Source organism: Bacillus sp. Xin1 (genome assembly GCF_013314535.1).
In the GTDB taxonomy this organism is placed as follows: Bacteria; Bacillota; Bacilli; order Bacillales; family Bacillaceae_G; genus Bacillus_A.
This window is the reverse complement of record NZ_JABUAE010000013.1, coordinates 83347-101148: the sequence shown is the minus strand read 5'-3', so window position 1 is coordinate 101148 and position 17802 is coordinate 83347. Positions and strand designations below refer to the sequence as shown.

General features: G+C 36.7%; 17 protein-coding genes. 13 read left to right on the top strand and 4 right to left on the bottom strand.

Features of this window, described 5'->3' with window-relative positions; all coding sequences use genetic code 11:
- The first annotated feature begins 450 nt into the window (after positions 1–450).
- Genes ilvE through ilvA form a run of 6 tightly spaced genes read left to right on the top strand, consistent with a single transcriptional unit; the run spans position 451 to position 7363 of the window.
- Positions 451–1350 (top strand): branched-chain-amino-acid transaminase, encoded by a 900-nt coding sequence (ilvE, locus tag HRG09_RS14030; RefSeq protein WP_174101378.1) that lies wholly within the window; start codon positions 451–453, stop codon positions 1348–1350.
- 24 nt (positions 1351–1374) lie between these two features.
- A complete protein-coding gene (gene ilvB, locus HRG09_RS14025; RefSeq protein WP_174101377.1) occupies positions 1375–3099 on the top strand; it encodes an acetolactate synthase large subunit in 1725 nt (574 codons plus the stop codon).
- Entirely contained in the window at positions 3096–3326 is a 231-nt protein-coding gene (locus HRG09_RS14020; protein WP_174101376.1) for an ACT domain-containing protein, read from the top strand. The genes ilvB and HRG09_RS14020 overlap by 4 nt, the downstream gene beginning before the upstream one ends.
- A 15-nt stretch (positions 3327–3341) precedes the next feature.
- Positions 3342–4355 (top strand): ketol-acid reductoisomerase, encoded by a 1014-nt coding sequence (locus HRG09_RS14015; protein ID WP_174101375.1) that lies wholly within the window; start codon positions 3342–3344, stop codon positions 4353–4355.
- A 45-nt stretch (positions 4356–4400) separates the two neighbouring features.
- Entirely contained in the window at positions 4401–6074 is a 1674-nt protein-coding gene (gene ilvD / locus HRG09_RS14010; protein WP_174101374.1) for a dihydroxy-acid dehydratase, read from the top strand.
- A gap of 26 nt (positions 6075–6100) precedes the next feature.
- A complete protein-coding gene (gene ilvA, locus HRG09_RS14005) occupies positions 6101–7363 on the top strand; it encodes a threonine ammonia-lyase IlvA (protein WP_174101373.1) in 1263 nt (420 codons plus the stop codon).
- 45 nt (positions 7364–7408) lie between these two features.
- On the opposite strand, the gene HRG09_RS14000 is transcribed toward ilvA, so the two are convergent.
- Entirely contained in the window at positions 7409–8503 is a 1095-nt protein-coding gene (locus HRG09_RS14000) for a CapA family protein (protein WP_174101372.1), read from the bottom strand.
- A 336-nt stretch (positions 8504–8839) separates the two neighbouring features.
- On the opposite strand from HRG09_RS14000, the gene HRG09_RS13995 reads away from it, so the two are divergent.
- Positions 8840–9553, top strand: a complete 714-nt coding sequence (locus HRG09_RS13995; RefSeq protein ID WP_174101371.1) for a DUF554 domain-containing protein — start codon at positions 8840–8842, stop codon at positions 9551–9553.
- A 58-nt stretch (positions 9554–9611) separates the two neighbouring features.
- On the opposite strand, the gene HRG09_RS13990 is transcribed toward HRG09_RS13995, so the two are convergent.
- Positions 9612–10340 (bottom strand): ABC transporter permease, encoded by a 729-nt coding sequence (locus HRG09_RS13990; RefSeq protein ID WP_174101370.1) that lies wholly within the window; start codon positions 10338–10340, stop codon positions 9612–9614.
- Positions 10340–10732, bottom strand: a complete 393-nt coding sequence (locus HRG09_RS13985; protein WP_254610079.1) for an ABC-2 family transporter permease — start codon at positions 10730–10732, stop codon at positions 10340–10342. Before HRG09_RS13985 ends, HRG09_RS13990 begins: the two co-directional genes overlap by 1 nt.
- Positions 10733–10817: 85 nt before the next feature.
- On the opposite strand from HRG09_RS13985, the gene HRG09_RS13980 reads away from it, so the two are divergent.
- From HRG09_RS13980 to HRG09_RS13965, 4 genes are all read left to right on the top strand, one after another.
- Complete coding sequence (locus HRG09_RS13980) at positions 10818–11489, top strand: response regulator transcription factor (protein ID WP_174101369.1); 672 nt, start codon at positions 10818–10820, stop codon at positions 11487–11489.
- On the top strand, positions 11489–12835 hold the full coding sequence (locus tag HRG09_RS13975) for a HAMP domain-containing sensor histidine kinase (RefSeq protein ID WP_254610078.1): 1347 nt from the start codon (positions 11489–11491) through the stop codon (positions 12833–12835). The genes HRG09_RS13980 and HRG09_RS13975 overlap by 1 nt, the downstream gene beginning before the upstream one ends.
- A gap of 13 nt (positions 12836–12848) precedes the next feature.
- Positions 12849–13709 carry a GNAT family N-acetyltransferase gene (locus HRG09_RS13970; protein ID WP_174101368.1) on the top strand — a complete coding sequence of 287 codons (861 nt, stop codon included), beginning with the start codon at positions 12849–12851 and terminating at the stop codon, positions 13707–13709.
- 126 nt (positions 13710–13835) lie between these two features.
- Positions 13836–15050, top strand: a complete 1215-nt coding sequence (locus HRG09_RS13965) for a multidrug efflux MFS transporter (protein ID WP_174101367.1) — start codon at positions 13836–13838, stop codon at positions 15048–15050.
- Positions 15051–15108: 58 nt separating this feature from the next.
- Here the strand turns inward: HRG09_RS13965 and HRG09_RS13960 are convergent, their stop codons facing one another.
- Positions 15109–15870: a DODA-type extradiol aromatic ring-opening family dioxygenase gene (locus HRG09_RS13960; protein WP_174101366.1), complete on the bottom strand. Its 762-nt coding sequence runs from the start codon at positions 15868–15870 to the stop codon at positions 15109–15111.
- Between the two features lie 228 nt (positions 15871–16098).
- Between HRG09_RS13960 and HRG09_RS13955 the strand changes: the two genes are divergently transcribed.
- Together HRG09_RS13955 and HRG09_RS13950 are read left to right on the top strand one after the other, a co-directional pair.
- Positions 16099–17022, top strand: a complete 924-nt coding sequence (locus HRG09_RS13955; protein WP_174101365.1) for an alpha/beta hydrolase — start codon at positions 16099–16101, stop codon at positions 17020–17022.
- Positions 17023–17138: 116 nt separating this feature from the next.
- A complete protein-coding gene (locus HRG09_RS13950) occupies positions 17139–17744 on the top strand; it encodes a pentapeptide repeat-containing protein (protein WP_174101364.1) in 606 nt (201 codons plus the stop codon).
- The last annotated feature ends 58 nt before the right edge of the window (positions 17745–17802 follow it).

Sequence of the window (17802 nt, the reverse complement as noted above, 5' to 3'; positions counted from 1 at the left end):
TGATGTAGTAATTGATTGCTGAGGTGAGAGTTTTTACTTTAGAAAAGAGAATAGCAGAATGCAAAGAAGAGGAGAGTAAACGATATAGATTGTTTTAGAGAGCTGCCCCTTGGCTGGAAGGGTGGTAACAATTGTATCAGTTGAAGATCACCTCGGAGTACTGCACTTGAAAAAATTAAGTAGAGAGCAGCGGAGTTGTTCACGATAAAAGAACAAAAGTCTAATAGGACTTACAGAGCTTGTATTTCGCGAGAAGTATAAGGAAGCTGAGTGGTACCACGATTCCCTCGTCTCAGCAATGGATTGCTACACGTTTGTAGAAAATCGATTGTTGAGGCGAGGATATTTTTATAATCAATTAACAGAAGATTTAGATAAAGCATATTCTTCTCAGCAATCGATACAAAGATAGATTGCACATAAAGAGATAAAAAAGAGGAGCGATGTAGGATGAGAAACCAGTATATCTATATGAATGGAGAATTAGTAGAGAAAGAAAAAGCTGTTGTATCTGTTTATGATCATGGATTTTTGTATGGGGACGGTGTATTTGAGGGGATCCGTAGTTACGGCGGAAATGTATTTTGCTTAAAAGAGCATTTAAAGCGTTTATATGAATCTGCGAAATCCATTTTACTAACGATTCCAATGACAATCGAAGAGATGGAACAAGCAGTTTTACAGACATTGCAAAAAAATGAATATGCAGATGCGTATATTCGATTAATTGTTTCAAGAGGAAAAGGAGATTTAGGCTTAGATCCAAGAAGTTGTACGAAACCAAGTGTCATCATCATTGCTGAACAATTAAAACTGTTCCCGCAAGAGTTCTATGATAACGGCCTTAGTGTTGTGTCGGTTGCGTCTCGCCGAAATACGCCGGATGCGCTTGATCCACGCATTAAGTCGATGAATTATTTAAATAACGTATTAGTAAAGATTGAAGCGGCACAAGCAGGTGTGCTAGAAGCGCTTATGTTAAATCAACAAGGATATGTTTGTGAAGGATCGGGAGATAACGTGTTCGTTGTGAAAGATGGAAAAGTAGTAACGCCACCTGCATACTTAGGTGCTCTTGAAGGGATTACAAGAAATAGTGTCATTGAACTTTGTGAAAGGTTAAATATTCCTTGTGAAGAAAGACCATTTACTCGTCACGATGTGTATGTAGCAGATGAAGTGTTTTTAACAGGAACTGCGGCTGAATTAATTCCAGTTGTAAAAGTGGATTCAAGAGAAATCGGAAATGGAAAACCAGGAGAAGTAACAAAACAGTTAACGGAAGAATTTAAAAAATTAACGAGAGAGCGAGGCGTACGTGTTCCGGGACTAGCAAAAAGTTTAGCTTAACAAACAGGGGAAGGAGTTAGTGAAATGGAAAAGAAACATGCAGTGTGCGAAGAAGCATATCGCAGGGAAGGAAAAACAGTAACAGGTGCCGGACATGTGATTCAATGTTTAAAGAAATTAGGAATAACAACAGTGTTTGGTTATCCGGGTGGAGCGATTTTACCAGTTTATGACGCACTGTATGGCAGTGGCTTAAAACATGTATTAACACGTCATGAACAAGCGGCCATTCACGCTGCGGAAGGATATGCGAGAGCTTCTGGAGAGATCGGGGTAGTATTTGCTACCTCCGGCCCAGGAGCTACAAACTTAGTTACTGGTTTAGCAGATGCGTATATGGATTCGATTCCTTTAGTGGTAATTACAGGTCAAGTAACGACATCTCTCATTGGAAAAGATGGATTTCAAGAAGCAGATGTTGTGGGAATTACAATGCCGGTTACAAAACATAATTATCAAGTACGAGATGTAAATCAGCTATCACGTATATTGCAAGAGGCATATTATATCGCTAAAAGTGGACGGCCAGGTCCGGTATTAATCGATATTCCAAAGGATATTCAAAATGCTATTGTAACGAACTTTTTTGAAGGAGAAGTTCAAGTTCCGGGTTATAAACCACGGATTGAACCAGACAAAATGCAGCTGGAGGGCGTGGCAGAGGCAATTTCAAAAGCAAATCGCCCGCTCCTGTATATCGGAGGCGGTGTCATTCATGCAGATGCATCCGAAGAGCTTCTAACATTTGCAAGAGAAAACCGTATTCCAGTTGTTTCAACTTTAATGGGACTGGGTGCTTATCCACCTGGAGATCCGCTATTTTTAGGGATGCTCGGTATGCATGGGACATATGCTGCAAATATGGCAGTAACGGAATGTGATTTGCTTCTTGCATTTGGAGTCCGTTTCGATGACCGAGTCACAGGAAAGTTAGAACTATTTTCACCTCATTCGAAAAAGGTACATATTGATATTGATCCAGCTGAGCTTCATAAAAATGTAACGGTAGAATATCCGGTTGTAGGGGATGTGAAGCGATCGTTACACATGTTAAGAAATATGAGAGTAGAGTGCCAAACTGATGCATGGATAGAGAGAGTAAGAGTATGGCAAGAAGAATATCCACTGTCATACGAACAACAGGGAGGAAAATTAAAGCCACAACATGTAATTGCTTTACTAAGTGAACTAACAAATGGTGAAGCAATTGTGACTACAGAAGTCGGCCAGCATCAAATGTGGGCAGCGCACTTTTATAAGGCGCAAAAACCGCGAATATTTCTTACATCTGGTGGATTAGGAACAATGGGGTTTGGATTCCCAGCGGCAATCGGTGCTCAGCTTGCCTTTGAGGATAAGCCAGTTATCTGTATTGCGGGAGATGCTTCATTTCAAATGAACATTCAAGAATTGCAAACAATTGCTGAAAATAATATTCCAGTGAAAGTTTTTATTATTAATAACAAGTTTTTAGGTATGGTAAGACAATGGCAAGAGATGTTCTATGAAAATCGTTTATCAGAATCACAGATTGGATCACCTGATTTTGTAAAAGTAGCAGAAGCATATGGAGTAAAAGGTTTGCGTGCTACAAATCCGGTTGAAGCAAAACAAGTCATGTTAGAAGCACTTTGTCATCAAGGTCCAGTTGTTGTTGATTTTTGTGTAGAAGAGGGTGAAAACGTATTTCCGATGGTCCCTCCTAATAAAGGGAATCATGAAATGATTATGAAGAGGTGGGAAGAATGAGTCATACTTTTTCACTTGTTGTTAATAACGACCCTGGAGTTTTACTAAGAGTAAGTGGAATTTTTGCTCGGCGTGGTTATAATATTGCTTCTTTAAATTTAAATGAAGGAGAAAAAAGAGAGGTTTCAGAAATGAAACTTACAGCAGTTTGTACTGAGAATGAAGCGAAACTGCTCGTAAATCAGTTAAAAAAGTTAATTGATGTCTTGCAAGTAAATAAACTATAAGGAGTGTATGAAAAGATGAAAACATATTATGAACAAGATGCAAATTTAGAGGTATTAGCAGGAAAAACAGTGGCAGTAGTTGGTTATGGATCACAAGGTCATGCGCAAGCACAAAATTTACGTGATTCTGGAGTTCGTGTTGTAGTAGGTGTGCGACCAGGGAAATCTTTTGAGGTAGCGAAAGCGGATGGATTTGAAGTAATGCCGGTTTCAGAAGCGGTACGAACTGCAGACGTTGTACAAGTATTATTACCAGATGAACAGCAAGCACATGTATATCGAAATGAAGTAGAAAAGAATCTTCGTGAAGGGCAAATGTTACTTTTCTCACATGGATTTAATATTCATTTTGGACAAATTCAGCCACCAAGTTACGTAGATGTAGCAATGGTTGCACCAAAAAGTCCAGGGCATCTTGTTCGCCGTGTATTTCAAGAAGGAAATGGGGTTCCAGCTTTAGTGGCAGTTCACCAAGATGCGACTGGAAAAGCATTTGATATTGCTCTTGCATATGCAAAAGGAGTTGGTTGTACACGTGCTGGTGTAATTGAAACGTCATTTCAAGAAGAAACCGAGACAGATTTATTTGGAGAACAAGCGGTATTATGTGGCGGGGTAACAGCACTTGTGAAAGCTGGATTTGAAACGTTAACAGAAGGTGGATATCGCCCGGAAATCGCATACTTTGAATGTTTGCATGAACTGAAGCTCATTGTCGATTTAATGTACGAAGGTGGATTGACAAAAATGCGTCATTCTATTTCAGATACAGCGGAATTTGGTGATTATGTAACAGGATCAAGAATTGTTACAGATGAAACAAAGAAAGAAATGAAACGAGTTCTTACGGAAATTCAACAAGGTGAATTTGCAAAGAAATGGATTCTAGAAAATCAAGCAGGACGCCCAACGTATAATGCGATGAAAAAGGCAGAGCAAAATCATCAACTTGAAAAAGTAGGAGCTAATCTTCGCGAAATGATGAGTTGGATTCAGCAACCAGAGGGGAAAGGTTTAGTGAAAAAGTAATTGAAAATAGATAAGGGGAAATGAACAGGAAGGGATTTGGAAAAGATGAGAAGCGATATGATTAAAAAAGGTTTTGATAAAGCACCACATCGGAGTTTATTGAAAGCAACTGGCTTAAAGGATGAGGATTTCGATAAGCCATTTGTAGCGATTTGTAATTCTTTTATTGAAATTATTCCGGGACATAAACATTTAAATGAATTTGGTCGTCTGGTGAAAGAAGCGGTACGTGCGGCAGGGATGGTTCCGTTTGAGTTTAATACAATCGGAGTAGATGATGGGATTGCGATGGGTCATATTGGTATGCGCTATTCGCTTCCAAGCCGTGAGATTATTGCGGATTCTGTTGAAACAGTAGTAAATGCACATTGGTTTGATGGGATGATTTGTATTCCAAACTGTGACAAAATTACACCAGGTATGATGATGGCAGCACTGCGTGTTAATATTCCAACTGTGTTTGTTTCAGGTGGGCCGATGGCTGCTGGAAAAACATCAAAAGGTGAGGTAGTAGACTTAAGCTCTGTTTTTGAAGGAGTGGGAGCCTATCAATCTGGAAGAATTTCAGAAGAAGAGTTAAAAGATATCGAAGATCATGGCTGTCCATCTTGTGGTTCCTGTTCAGGTATGTTTACTGCAAACTCAATGAACTGTTTATGTGAAGTGTTAGGGCTGGCCCTTCCTGGTAATGGAAGTATTTTAGCGATAGACCCAAGGCGTGAGGAACTAATCAAACAAGCAGCTGAAAAATTAAAAGTATTAATTGAACGTGATATTAAACCACGCGATATCGTAACAGAGGAAGCAATTGATGATGCGTTTGCATTAGATATGGCGATGGGGGGATCAACAAATACAGTATTACATACGTTAGCAATTGCCCAAGAAGCGGGACTCGATTATGATATGAGCCGAATTGATGCAGTTTCAAGACGTGTTCCACATTTATGTAAAGTGAGTCCAGCTTCGAATTGGCATATGGAAGATATTGATCGCGCGGGTGGCATTAGTGCTATTTTAAAAGAATTAAGTAGAAAAGAGGGGGTACTTCATCTCGATCGTATTACGGCTACAGGTCAAACATTACGAGAAAACATCGCTCATGCAGAAATTCAGGATAAAGAAGTGATTCACTCCCTTGAAAATCCTCATAGTGAAGAAGGTGGCCTGCGTATATTAAAAGGAAACCTCGCAAAAGATGGGGCTGTCATTAAAAGTGGTGCAACAGAGGTAAAACGATTTGAAGGACCATGTGTTATTTTCGGATCTCAAGACGAGGCTCTTGCTGGGATTATGCTTGGAAAAGTGAAAAAAGGAGATGTTGTTGTTATTCGTTATGAAGGACCAAGAGGTGGACCTGGTATGCCGGAAATGTTAGCGCCAACTTCAGCAATTGCAGGTATGGGATTAGGTGCAGATGTTGCACTATTAACAGATGGTCGCTTTTCCGGCGCATCACGTGGTATTTCTGTAGGTCATATTTCACCAGAAGCTGCTGCTGGAGGAGAAATCGCACTTCTTGAGCAAGGTGATATTGTATGTATTGATGTAGAAGAACGCTTGCTTGAGGTGAAAGTTAGTGATGAAGAGCTAGAAAAGCGTAGGAAAGAATGGAAAAAGCCAGAGTTAAAAGTAAAAACAGGTTGGCTTGGGCGCTATGCACAAATGGTAACATCAGCAAATACAGGTGCGGTATTGAAAATACAAAATTTTAATTAAATCCATATGATAAAGGGTGGTACGAGATGGTGCAAAATGTAAGGGAGAGAGTGAAAATTGAAGATATCCTCGTAGCTCACAATCATATGAAGGATATTGTCAATAAAACAGCGCTGCAGCGAGATTCAGTTTTATCTGAGAAATATGAATGTGACGTATATGTGAAACGAGAAGACTTGCAAGTTATTCGTTCGTTTAAAATTCGAGGTGCTTACAACCTTATTCAAAGTTTATCGAAGAAGCAATTACAAAATGGTGTTGTATGTGCGAGTGCTGGTAATCATGCGCAAGGGGTTGCTTATACGTGTAATTTATTGAAGATTCAGTCTAAAATTTTCATGCCAACAACAACGCCTAAGCAGAAAGTATCTCAAGTACAATTTTTTGGCGGTGTTTATGCAGAAATTGTATTAGTCGGAGACACATTTGATAGCTCTTTCCAAGAAGCACAGCGCTATTGTGAGGAGAATAGTATGACGTTTGTTCATCCGTTTGATGATCCTTATGTAATTGCAGGGCAAGGAACGGTCGCTGTTGAAATGTTACATGATATGGAGAAACCTGTTGATTACGTATTCACAGCAATTGGTGGCGGTGGTTTAGCATCAGGTATTGGTACATATGTAAAAGGAGTGAGCCCCGATACAAAAGTAATCGGTGTGGAACCAAAGGGAGCAGCATCGATGAAAGAAGCCTTTTTACAAAATGAAAACGTCGCCCTAGAAAAAATTGATAGTTTCGTTGATGGTGCAGCAGTTAAAAAAGTGGGAAAATTAACTTTTGAAATTTGTAAAGAAGTGTTGGATGATATTGTATTGATTCCAGAGGGGAAAATTTGTACAACAATTTTAGAATTGTATAAGAAAAATGCAATTGTTGCTGAACCAGCTGGTGCTCTTTCAATTGCGGCACTCGATTTTTATAAGGATGAAATTAAAGGGAAAACCGTTGTTTGTACGTTAAGTGGTGGCAATAACGATATTGATAGAATGCAAGAAATGAAAGAACGCTCTCTCATCTATGAAGGGTTAAAACATTATTTTATTATTGAATTCCCGCAGCGTTCAGGAGCATTACGAGAATTTCTTGATAAAGGTTTAGGACCAGAGGATGACATCACTCGTTTTGAGTATATTAAAAAACACAATAAAGAAAATGGGCCAGCGCTTGTTGGGGTAGAGCTAAAACATAAAGAAGATTATGAACCGTTAATTACCCGTTTTCATGAAAACAATATTCAGTTTATGGAGTTAAATAAAAACCCTGTTTTGTTTGATTTGTTAATTTAATATACAAACAGAAAGGAAGCTTTTTACTAAAAAGCTTCCTTTTTTCTAACTACGTTTGTTTTTAATTGTTCCAGTTTCATCAATTTCTACATCTGTTGAAACAGCTTGTAAATATTGTAATGCTTTTTTCTTTTCTTCAGGAGTGACTGGTGAAACTTGATCATTACGAATGATATAAGGGTTGAATGACATTTGTACGTCTTTTCCTTTAAAGGTAAGGGTTAATACACCAGTTTCAGCACTTTTCCCTTTTACATAGTTAGGGAACAAGAAGTTTCCTAACGAATAAGCGACTGGGACTTTGTTGTAGTATTCAAATCCTTGTAACCAATGTGGGTGACTTCCAACAATTGCATCGGCACCAGCCTCAACCATTTTCGGAACATATTGTTTTTGATAGTCTACAGGTCTATTTGATTTTTCAACGCCCCAATGCATGTATACAATTAGATAATCGGCGTCTTTTTTTTGTTCTTCAATTGTTTTTGTTACGAGATTGATATCATATCCATTTGCAACACCAGGCTTATCTTTACCGGCTACCCAAGTAAAGTCAGGCATAAAGCGAACAAAGGAAAGGAATTTGAATTTTTTTCCCTTTACTGTAATTTCTCTAGCTGTGTATGCGTCATCTGCATTTTTTCCAGCTCCGATATAAGGAAGCTTTAGTTTTTCTACGTGAGAGATTGTATCCATTAAACCATCCTGTCCATAGTCAAGCGTATGGTTATTACCAATATTCACAATGTCATAGCCTGTGTTTTTAATAGCTTGTAAGGTGGAAGGATCACTTTTAATCCAGAATAGCTGACCAGGGGCCTTTTTCTCGCGTGTTGTAAATGCAGATTCCAAGTTTACAAAGGAAATATCAGCTTTTGTTATTTCATCTTTTACATGTTGAAACGGATAATCAGCACCGTTTTTTTGAATAACCGGGCGCAACTGCCAATCGAACATTGTGTCTCCAGAAAATGTAAGTGTAATTTCAGGATCTTCTTTTTTCTTTTTTTCGGTTTTCTTTGTTTTATTTTCTTCTCCAGTTGCATCTTTTGCTTTTGATGTAAAGGAGTTATTTATCAATAAAACAATCGGTGTAATAAGAATTACTATTATAATAAATCGTTTAAATAAAGTTGTCATAGTTATCTTTCCTTTTTTCATTTTATATAATGACTGACTTTTAGAAAATCCACTGATAAGAGTTTCATATAATTATGTAAGAAAATGAGTAAGTGCTTAATCGTTTAAGTATGCTAGACATGATATGTAGGATGAAAGATGATTCTGTTAGATTATAGATATGTATTGAGAGCTCATCTCATAGTGTATGCAATATTACGGTAACATGAAACGATGAAAGAATACAATACATAAGTAAATTTCACTTACGAAGTTTCGAAAATTCTGTTAAAATTTCTTGTATTTTGTTGTATGTTAGATGTGAAAATAATGGTTGAAGAGGATGGAGAAAGCAGAATGGTTATATTAGGAGCAGTCGTGAACGGGATTTGTATCATAATTGGTACTATATTAGGTAAACTATTAAGCAATATTCCAGAAAGTATGAAAGGGACAGTGATGCATACAATTGGTTTAGCTGTTACTATACTTGGTCTTCAAATGGGATTGAAAAGTGAAAACTTTCTTGTTGTCATTATAAGTCTTGTTATTGGTGCAGTGGTTGGAGAATGGCTGGAGTTAGAAGAGAAGTTAAAGAGTTTAGGAGATTGGTTAGAAAAAAAGATTGGCTCAAAAGGAGAAGGGAGTATATCTCTCGGATTTGTGACCGCCACACTTATCTTTGCTATCGGAGCGATGGGGATACTTGGAGCTTTAGATAGCGGTATCCGAGGGAATCATGATGTACTATTTACAAAAGCAATTATTGATGGATTTATTTCAATTATATTAACGACAACGCTTGGAATAGGTGTACTATTTTCAGCAATACCAGTCATTCTATATGAAGGAGGTATTGCGATTTTTGCGACACAAATTAATAGTTTTGTACCAGAGAAGCTAATGAATCAGTTTATCGTAGAAATGACCGCGACTGGTGGGATTATGATTTTTGCAATTGGACTCAATTTGCTTGGGTTTATTAAAATTAAAGTGGCTAATTTATTGCCGGGGATATTGGTAGTCGGAATAATTGTTTCTATAATGTATGGATATCATTTGTATGTGTAGTTACGTTGAATAGCCCGAAACTGTTTTAAATAGTTTTGGGCTATTGGTATGTAAAAGGTTAATATGCTTTTTTCATAAAATGAACGAAGCCGCCTATAAACAAAATAACAAAGCTACCAATTACGACAAATACGAGTGTTTCAAAAGAAATATAAAATAGCTGTGAGTCCTCTTTAGGAAGCATAGCTAAAAATGGTTGGGCCCATGGATAAAAAGGACCGAATCTTTCGGAATTTGCAATCATTAGAGCTGGTATGGAAGCTATAGCATTTAAAGCAATCGGCGCAGCAAAACTAGACCAGATGGTTGACACCCATAATTGTAAAGCAATTAAAGGTAGAGTAGCGATAAAGCCCCCTGTAGTACTTTTAAGTGTGGGAATGAGTGGGAAAGAACCGGACAAATGCAAAAGTTGTCCAACACTAACATAGCTTATGATGAAGAGAAGTTGCATTGTACCCACAAATAAGAGAACAAAGAAAAATTTTATGATATAGGTGTGATACCTTGCTGTCGGTTGTACTAAAAGTTGTTTCCATCCACCGTTTGCATGTTCATATCGGCAAATATATGCAGTGAAAATACCTGTTAATAATGGGAGAAGCAATGTACCATGCACCAGTATCATAATATTATAAATTAGCTCCCAATATTGGTAATCAGGATAGTTTAAGGCATTTGCATAAGCTATGCCTCCTGCCAAAATAGGGCTTAAAAATAGTAATGTCCATATTTTAGTTCTTCTCATTTTATAAAATTCGGCTTGCATAGTTTTAAGCCAAAGCATTATTTATGCACATCCCTTCTAGTAAAATCTGCTGTTTCAATACATAACATACATATACCAACAATTAGGCCTATTGCTACACATAGAAGTGGAGATCCCCAGTCAATACGTAGGCTTGGCCATCTCCATATGAACCAATTGGGAAGAGCTACTGAAAACATTGTGAAAATAGTTCCTAAAAGTCCGATTGTAAATGCGATACTTTGGTTTTGAAATGTGATAGCAATCCATAGTTGTAGAGCTACAATTGGTAGTGCCGCCCAGTAAGGATAGAAACTCAATTCAAATATAGAAAGCCATGGAATGGAATCATCGAATTGTAATGTTAAACCTAATCCAACTATGCCAATTAATAATAAAGAACAAGATACAGTAAGCAGGAAAAATACCAATATGAATTTTACTAGAAAAATATGTCGTTTATGAATAGGTAAGGAATGGAAGAGAAAGGCTAAATTTATATATGAAGGTGAAAGAATGACACACATTTTATATGTTGAGGATGATCACGAGATTGGAGAATGGGTCAAACGAGAATTGCAGAAACAAGGGTATGAAGTGACATGGTTTACTTCAGAGGAGGGTACGAATGAAGTATGTGAAATCGCAGATGTCATTGTTTTAGACGTAATGTTACCAGGGCTGGATGGTTTTACACTTGGTCAACGTTTTAAAAGGGAATATCCAGATACTCCTATTATTATGCTAACGGCAAGAACAACATTAGAAGATAAAATATATGGATTAACATTTGCTGATGATTATATAACAAAGCCATTCCACCCAAAAGAGTTGATGGCACGTATTGAAGTTTTATTAAGACGGTACAACAAAGATGGAGCAGAAGTGCAGCATGTGAAGCATCTAAAAGTATCTATGAAAGAATACCGTATTGTTGATGCAGACACGGATGAAGAAATTGTTTTATCAGGAAAGCAGCATCAAATCTTTTTTTATTTAATGAAAAACATGAATCGTACATTAACGAAAGAACAAATTTTTGAGGCGGTGTGGAATGAATCCTACATAGAAGGGGATAAATCATTGATGGTTCATATCCGGCATTTACGCGAAAAAATAGAGAGAAATCCAAGTAGTCCTCAAATAATAGAAACCATACGTGGAATAGGTTATCGGTGTAAAGTATGATGAAAAGTACATCATTATTGCGAAAGTATTTATTTATCATATTTATAGCAATTATATTGTTACCTCTCATTGTTCCGCTTAGTTCGTTTCTCTTCATTAAATCTATTGAGTGGATAGAGGATTTTAAAGTTGCGTATTCAAGTGTGCAAATAGAAGAGGAATGGAGAAACCAAGCGACAGGTTTAGATGGAAATAATCCCAAAGGAATTGAGCGAACTTTTCAAGAATTTCAAGAAAAATATCCAGAAGGATCAATGTTTTGGGTAGATAATAAAGGGAAAACGAACCTTCAAATTCCTGAAAAACAAAATATTCCACAGGAGTGGAGTGCAAGTGATGCAGTTGCATTTATGAAAAGGAGTTTTGAAGGCGATCCATTTACAGTTGTATCTTACATTGGAAAAGAGACGCAAGGGGCATTTATGGTATTTCAAATTCCGAGGAAATATGTGAAGGCACCAATTGTTCAAATACGTGAAAAATATGAAATTATTTTTGAAGTAGTTATTATTGGATGTTTTACGATGTTTATCATTATCTCTATAATCTTTTTTCTTAAAATTAGAAAAAGATTATTAAATCTACAAAAAGCAATGGAACTTCCGCAAGACCAGACACTTCCGTCAAAAGTTTCTATATCAAAGCAGGACGAGATCGGTTTATTAGAGGAGTCTTTTAATCGTATGGTAGAGGCTTTACAGCAAAGTCGATTGAATGAGGAGGAAGAGGAGCAATTTCGTAGAAAATTAATTGCAGATCTTTCTCATGATTTACGGACACCATTAACGACAATGCGTGCACAAATAGATTCATTGAAAGAGGAAGTTGTTTCGGTAAAAGGGTATCAAACAATGCTGCTAATAGATGAAAAAATTAATTATGTGGCAGAATTAATTGAGAATTTATTATCTTATTCTTTAATATCGGCAAAGAAATATCCATATCACCCAGAACGAACAGATATGACACGTTTAATGAGAAAGCTTGTTGCATCATGGTATGACATATTAGATGAGAAAGGTTTTGAGGTTGATATTGTAATCCCAGAAAAGCAATTATTTTGGAATATCGATGAAAATTGGTTTCAAAGAATTATAGATAATGTAATTCAAAATGTAGTTAGGCATGCAGATGATGGAAAGTTTATAGGAATATATATAAATCATGAGGAGAAAACAATTATAGTTGTTGATCATGGGCCAGGTTTTCAACATGTTCATTCGCCAAATAAAGGTGCAGGGATTGGATTATCCATTATTGCTGTTATGGCGAAAGAGATGGAGATTGAATGGGATATTGATTCTGATGATACGGGAGCTAGGTTTACATTTAAAAAATTACTATAAAGGAAGAATACATATGGAAGAATTTAAATTTACAAAACGAGTAAATAGGATTTTTCAAATTGCAAGCAAAGAAGCTGAATGCCATGAGCATATTATTCAACCACTAGATTTATTTATAGGGACGTGTAAAGAAGGGACAGGAGTTTGTAGTGAATTGTATATGTGTTTATTCCGTTATATGGGAATAGATTTTATGGCGAAATTTATACAATTGCAACAGATGAAAATCCAAGATAAAAGATATGTAGAAGTACAAGGGTATAAAGTGTCTTATAAAACAATGGAAGTATTACAGTTAGCTAAACAAAAGATGGCACGATTTAATCAAGTATTTGTAAATGAAGGCCATATTTTAAGTGTGATTCTTCAGCGAGATAGGGAGGTTCAAAAGGTAATAAGTGAAGATGTGAAACAAAGTATTTTACAAATCGCATCAGTACCAAGAGATATGATTGTAAATTTGAGCAGCTATGAAACATCTACAAGTATGAACAATTGTATTTGTAATGTTAGGCAAGCTGTTCAATCTGATTTGAAAGAGCTGCTTCAATTTGTTATGTGTGAATTTGGTGAAAGGTGGATTGAAGCGGTAAATAAGGGATTTCAAAATTATAAAGAAATACCAATTTTTATCGCAGTAGAGGGTGAGAAAATCATCGGTTTTGCTTGTTATGATATTGTAAGAGGAAAAAAAGGACTGTTTGGACCAATGGGAACAGCTAAAAATCATCGTATAAAAGGTGTGGGGAAAGAGCTGTTACATGGGTGTTTGTCTGATATGAAGCAAATGGGTTATGAATATGTAATTATTGGTCAGGCAGGTCCGATTGAGTTTTATGAACATACATGTAATGCTAAATTAATACATAATTAGAAAAACGCACAATTGATAGGGAATATATTACCTACCAATTGTGCGTTTTATTGCGATTTGGATCGTATTACTAAACTTTTTCAGAGGAAGGGTGTAGAATGGGTATCTAAGAAAGAAGGTGTGAAAATGGCGAGCTGGAAAAGAAATTTAATGATTTGTTGGCTCGGTTGTTTTACTACGGCAGCGGGTATGAGTTTAGTGATACCATTTTTATCTTTTTATATTGAGGATCTAGGCGTGACAGGTACATCCGAGATTGCACAGTGGTCGGGAATTGCATTCGGTGTAACTTTTTTAATGGGCGCGATTGTATCGCCAATATGGGGGAAACTTGGTGATATACATGGCCGGAAATTGATGCTCATTCGTGCGAGTCTTGGAATGGCAATTATTATGACACTCATGGGCTTTGTTACAAATGTGTATCAATTAGTTGCACTTCGTTTTTTGATGGGAGCGGTGTCGGGATTCCTTTCGACTGCAATGACATTCATTGCAGCAGAAACACCGAAAGAGCATTCTGGTTGGGCAATCTCTACGATATCAACTGGTGGTGTAAGTGGTTCATTGCTTGGGCCGATGCTTGGTGGGTACTTGTCTGAACTAATCGGAATGCGTCATGTGTTTTTAGTAACGGGTGCTTTTTTGTTTCTTTCATTTTTAATTGTCTTTTTCTTCTTACATGAATCGAATCATTCTGTTCAAGCGAAAAAAGAGCAGCCGAAAAAAGTGTGGACGATGGTTCCAGCCAAACGTTTTATTATGAGTTTATTTGTAGCAACTTTTATGATTCAACTTGCAAATATGTCCATACAACCTATTGTTACGTTGTATGTAAAACATTTGGCGGGTGCTCATACGGATCATATTGAAATGATTGCGGGAGCGGTGATATCTGCGACAGGTTTAGCCGTCATTTTAGCAGCTCCTAAACTTGGAAGATTATCGGATCATATTGACCCGCAAAAAACGTTAGTTGTAGCATTGTTCGTTGCAGGAATTCTTTTTATCCCACAAGCATTTGTGACAGCTGCTTGGCAATTATTAATACTCCGCTTTCTACTAGGAATCGCACAAGCTGGGTTGTTACCTTCTGTACAGACTCTACTAAAACAACATACACCACAACATGTGACTGGACGTATTTTTGGATATAATCAATCCTTTCAGTTTTTAGGAAATATGATTGGGCCAGTACTCGGGGGACAGATTGCAGCACACGCCGGATTTCACTATGTATTCTTCTCTACATCATCGCTTTTATTTTTGGCTTGTATTTGGGTATATTTCAATAGTAAAAGTATAGAAGTGTCAGAAAAAGAGCATTTGGAAGTTAGTTAATAAGGTGAAAATATAAAGGGGTGAAGTATTAAGTCTTCATCCCTTTATTTGATATCAATTAAAACTGAAAGCAAAGATAACTTAATGTGCCAAGTTCATAGCTGCGGTGAATGACTTTTCCTTCAGCATTACCGCTTCCCATGGAGATGAAAAGGGGAACAAAGTGTTCCGCTCTTGGAACGGCTAAATGTGAATGAGGAGCAGCAGTTTCCCAGTTGAACAGTGAATTTTTATCGTTATGTTGCATATGATTTATAATCCAGTCATCGAATTCGACAGCCCATCGTTCAGGCGTTGTTTGATTCCATTTGAGCGCTCGTAAATTATGGACAGTAACACCGCTACCGATTACTAAAATATCCTCTTGACCAAGTCCTTGAATTGCTTGTCCAATTTCATATTGCTCTTTTACGGGAAGGAATGGATTTACTGAAATTTGAACGACAGGTATATCAGCTTTTGGATACATACGATGTAATAGAGTCCATGAACCATGATCTAATCCTCGAGTTGTATTTTTTTGAACTGGAATCCCTTTATCTTTAAATTTTGTTTCTAACATCTTTGCAACGGCTGAAGAACCTTTTGCTTTGTATTGTATTTCATATAATTCAGGAGGGAATCCGCCAAAATCATAAATTGTTTCATATTCTTCATTTGAAGATGAAATAGTTAATACTTCACTTTCCCAGTGTGCTGTGAAAATAACAATTGCTTTTGGTTTATATGTTTCTCCAAGTCTTTTTAAAAAACGTGTATATTCTGTATCTTGAATAGCAAGCATGGGTGAGCCGTGTGCTAAAAATAATGATGGAATCATAATTGCTACCTCCTAAAAATATAATAATTACTTTATGTAAGTAACTATATAATTATATTCATTGTTCGTCAAGATAATAATTTGAGGATTCGTTTAAAAAATACAGTGTTTGTCATAACGGGAACAATTGCATATAATACATAGTAAGAAGAATGAATGGTGATTCATTTTTGGAGGATATAGATTGTTATTGTTCCGAATAGATTATATAGATTGGGGGCCATTAAAATGAACATACAGGAAAGCTTTGTTACGGTATTAGATGGATCAGAAATTTACTTGCGCAAGTGGCTGCCGGAAAGTGAACCTCGTGGAATTGTACAGATTGCACATGGTATGACGGAACACGCTGGTGTATATACAGAATGCATTGATGCCTTATTGAAAGCTGGGTATGGTGTGTATGCTCATGATCATCGGGGGCATGGGAAAACAGCAAAACAAGAAGAGGATTACGGTCATTTCGAACCCAATGTTGGCTGGAACCAAGCTGTTACTGACATAGTATTTGTATCGGAACTGATTCGTAATGAACATACTTGCCCGCTCTTTTTATTAGGGCATAGTATGGGGTCTTTCTTATCAAGACGTGCTGTGCAACTTCGTGGTGAACTATATGATGGATTCCTTATTTCTGGGACGGGTGGAAATCCTGGATTTTTAGGTGTAGTAGGCCATAAAGTGGCAACAATTGAAATGAAGCTTCGCGGTGCAAAAACGAAAAGTCCAATGTTGAACTTTTTATCATTTGGGAATTTTAATTCGAACTTTAAACCGAATCGGACAAAGTTTGATTGGCTTTCTTCAGATACAAATCAAGTTGATAGATACATAGAAGATCCATTGTGCGGTTTTATTTGTTCAACGAGTTTTTACCGTGAATTATTTAACGGTGTGCTTGAAGTGAATAAACTAGAGGAATATAAGAAAACGCCCAAAGACCTTCCGATACATATTTTTTCTGGAGATCGTGATCCAGTGGGAGACATGGGAAAAGGTGTAAAAGAAGTATACAATATGTATAAAAGATGTGGTGTAAAAGATGTAACACTTCGTCTATATGAGAATGGAAGACATGAAATGTTTCATGAAGTGAATAGGGATGAAGTATTTGAAGATTTGATTTCATGGTTAAATGAGCATAGTGTATAAATGGGAAGTCTCACTTTTTGTAGAAGTGAGACTTTTATCATTTAAACCGAGAAGACCCCCGCCTCTAAACGAAGTGAAGGTGGGGGTAGTTCAATTTAAGAAATTGGAGGAGAATCATGAGGGAATTTATAAATAAAGAATATGTAGAAGTAAATTTTCAAGATATAGTCATAAAAGAAGAGGAATTAAAAAATTGTACATTTATAAAGTGTCGTTTTAGAGGGGGAGATGCATCAGAAATTGTAACGGAAAATTGTAATTTCGTAGAATGTGACTTCACAGGCACTCTTTTTAATGCTTCAATTCACAAGGGAAGTACGTTTGCAAATTGTAAATTTTCTGGAGCAAATTTATTTGTTTCGAAGTTTGAGGAATGTAAAATGACGGGTTCTGATTTTAAAGAGGCTAATTTAGATGGAATAACGATTGTATCTGGCGATTGGTTATATACAAATTTAAGATTTGCGAATTTGAGTAAACAAAAATTAAAGGGTATTCGTTTAGCCGAAGCCGATCTGTATGAATGTAATTTAGAAAAAGCTGATTTACGTAATGCGGATTTAACAGGTGTACAATTAGGAAAAGCAAAACTCACAGGTGCAGATTTAAGAGGAGCGGTAGTTGATAGAATTGACTTTAGAACATTTGATTTAAAAAATGTCAGATTGGATATAACACAGGCAGTTGCTGTAGCGAGGTGTTACGGAGCGAAGGTAGATTAAAATGATGAGAGAACTCTTACTATGATAAAGTACAAGTAAGGGTTCTTTTTGTAATGTA

Bases quoted from the DNA above. Each gene is read 5' to 3' on its own strand.
- HRG09_RS13980 (WP_174101369.1), top strand. From the start codon at position 10,818: ATGACACACATTTTATATGTTGAGGATGATCACGAGATTGGAGAATGG.
- HRG09_RS13950 (WP_174101364.1), top strand. From the start codon at position 17,139: ATGAGGGAATTTATAAATAAAGAATATGTAGAAGTAAATTTTCAAGAT.
- HRG09_RS13995 (WP_174101371.1), top strand. From the start codon at position 8,840: ATGGTTATATTAGGAGCAGTCGTGAACGGGATTTGTATCATAATTGGT.
- HRG09_RS13975 (WP_254610078.1), top strand. From the start codon at position 11,489: ATGAAAAGTACATCATTATTGCGAAAGTATTTATTTATCATATTTATA.
- HRG09_RS13965 (WP_174101367.1), top strand. From the start codon at position 13,836: ATGGCGAGCTGGAAAAGAAATTTAATGATTTGTTGGCTCGGTTGTTTT.
- ilvB (WP_174101377.1), top strand. From the start codon at position 1,375: ATGGAAAAGAAACATGCAGTGTGCGAAGAAGCATATCGCAGGGAAGGA.
- HRG09_RS14020 (WP_174101376.1), top strand. From the start codon at position 3,096: ATGAGTCATACTTTTTCACTTGTTGTTAATAACGACCCTGGAGTTTTA.
- HRG09_RS13960 (WP_174101366.1), bottom strand. From the start codon at position 15,870: ATGATTCCATCATTATTTTTAGCACACGGCTCACCCATGCTTGCTATT.
- ilvE (WP_174101378.1), top strand. From the start codon at position 451: ATGAGAAACCAGTATATCTATATGAATGGAGAATTAGTAGAGAAAGAA.
- HRG09_RS13990 (WP_174101370.1), bottom strand. From the start codon at position 10,340: ATGCTTTGGCTTAAAACTATGCAAGCCGAATTTTATAAAATGAGAAGA.
- HRG09_RS13955 (WP_174101365.1), top strand. From the start codon at position 16,099: ATGAACATACAGGAAAGCTTTGTTACGGTATTAGATGGATCAGAAATT.
- ilvA (WP_174101373.1), top strand. From the start codon at position 6,101: ATGGTGCAAAATGTAAGGGAGAGAGTGAAAATTGAAGATATCCTCGTA.
- HRG09_RS13970 (WP_174101368.1), top strand. From the start codon at position 12,849: ATGGAAGAATTTAAATTTACAAAACGAGTAAATAGGATTTTTCAAATT.
- HRG09_RS14000 (WP_174101372.1), bottom strand. From the start codon at position 8,503: ATGACAACTTTATTTAAACGATTTATTATAATAGTAATTCTTATTACA.
- ilvD (WP_174101374.1), top strand. From the start codon at position 4,401: ATGAGAAGCGATATGATTAAAAAAGGTTTTGATAAAGCACCACATCGG.
- HRG09_RS14015 (WP_174101375.1), top strand. From the start codon at position 3,342: ATGAAAACATATTATGAACAAGATGCAAATTTAGAGGTATTAGCAGGA.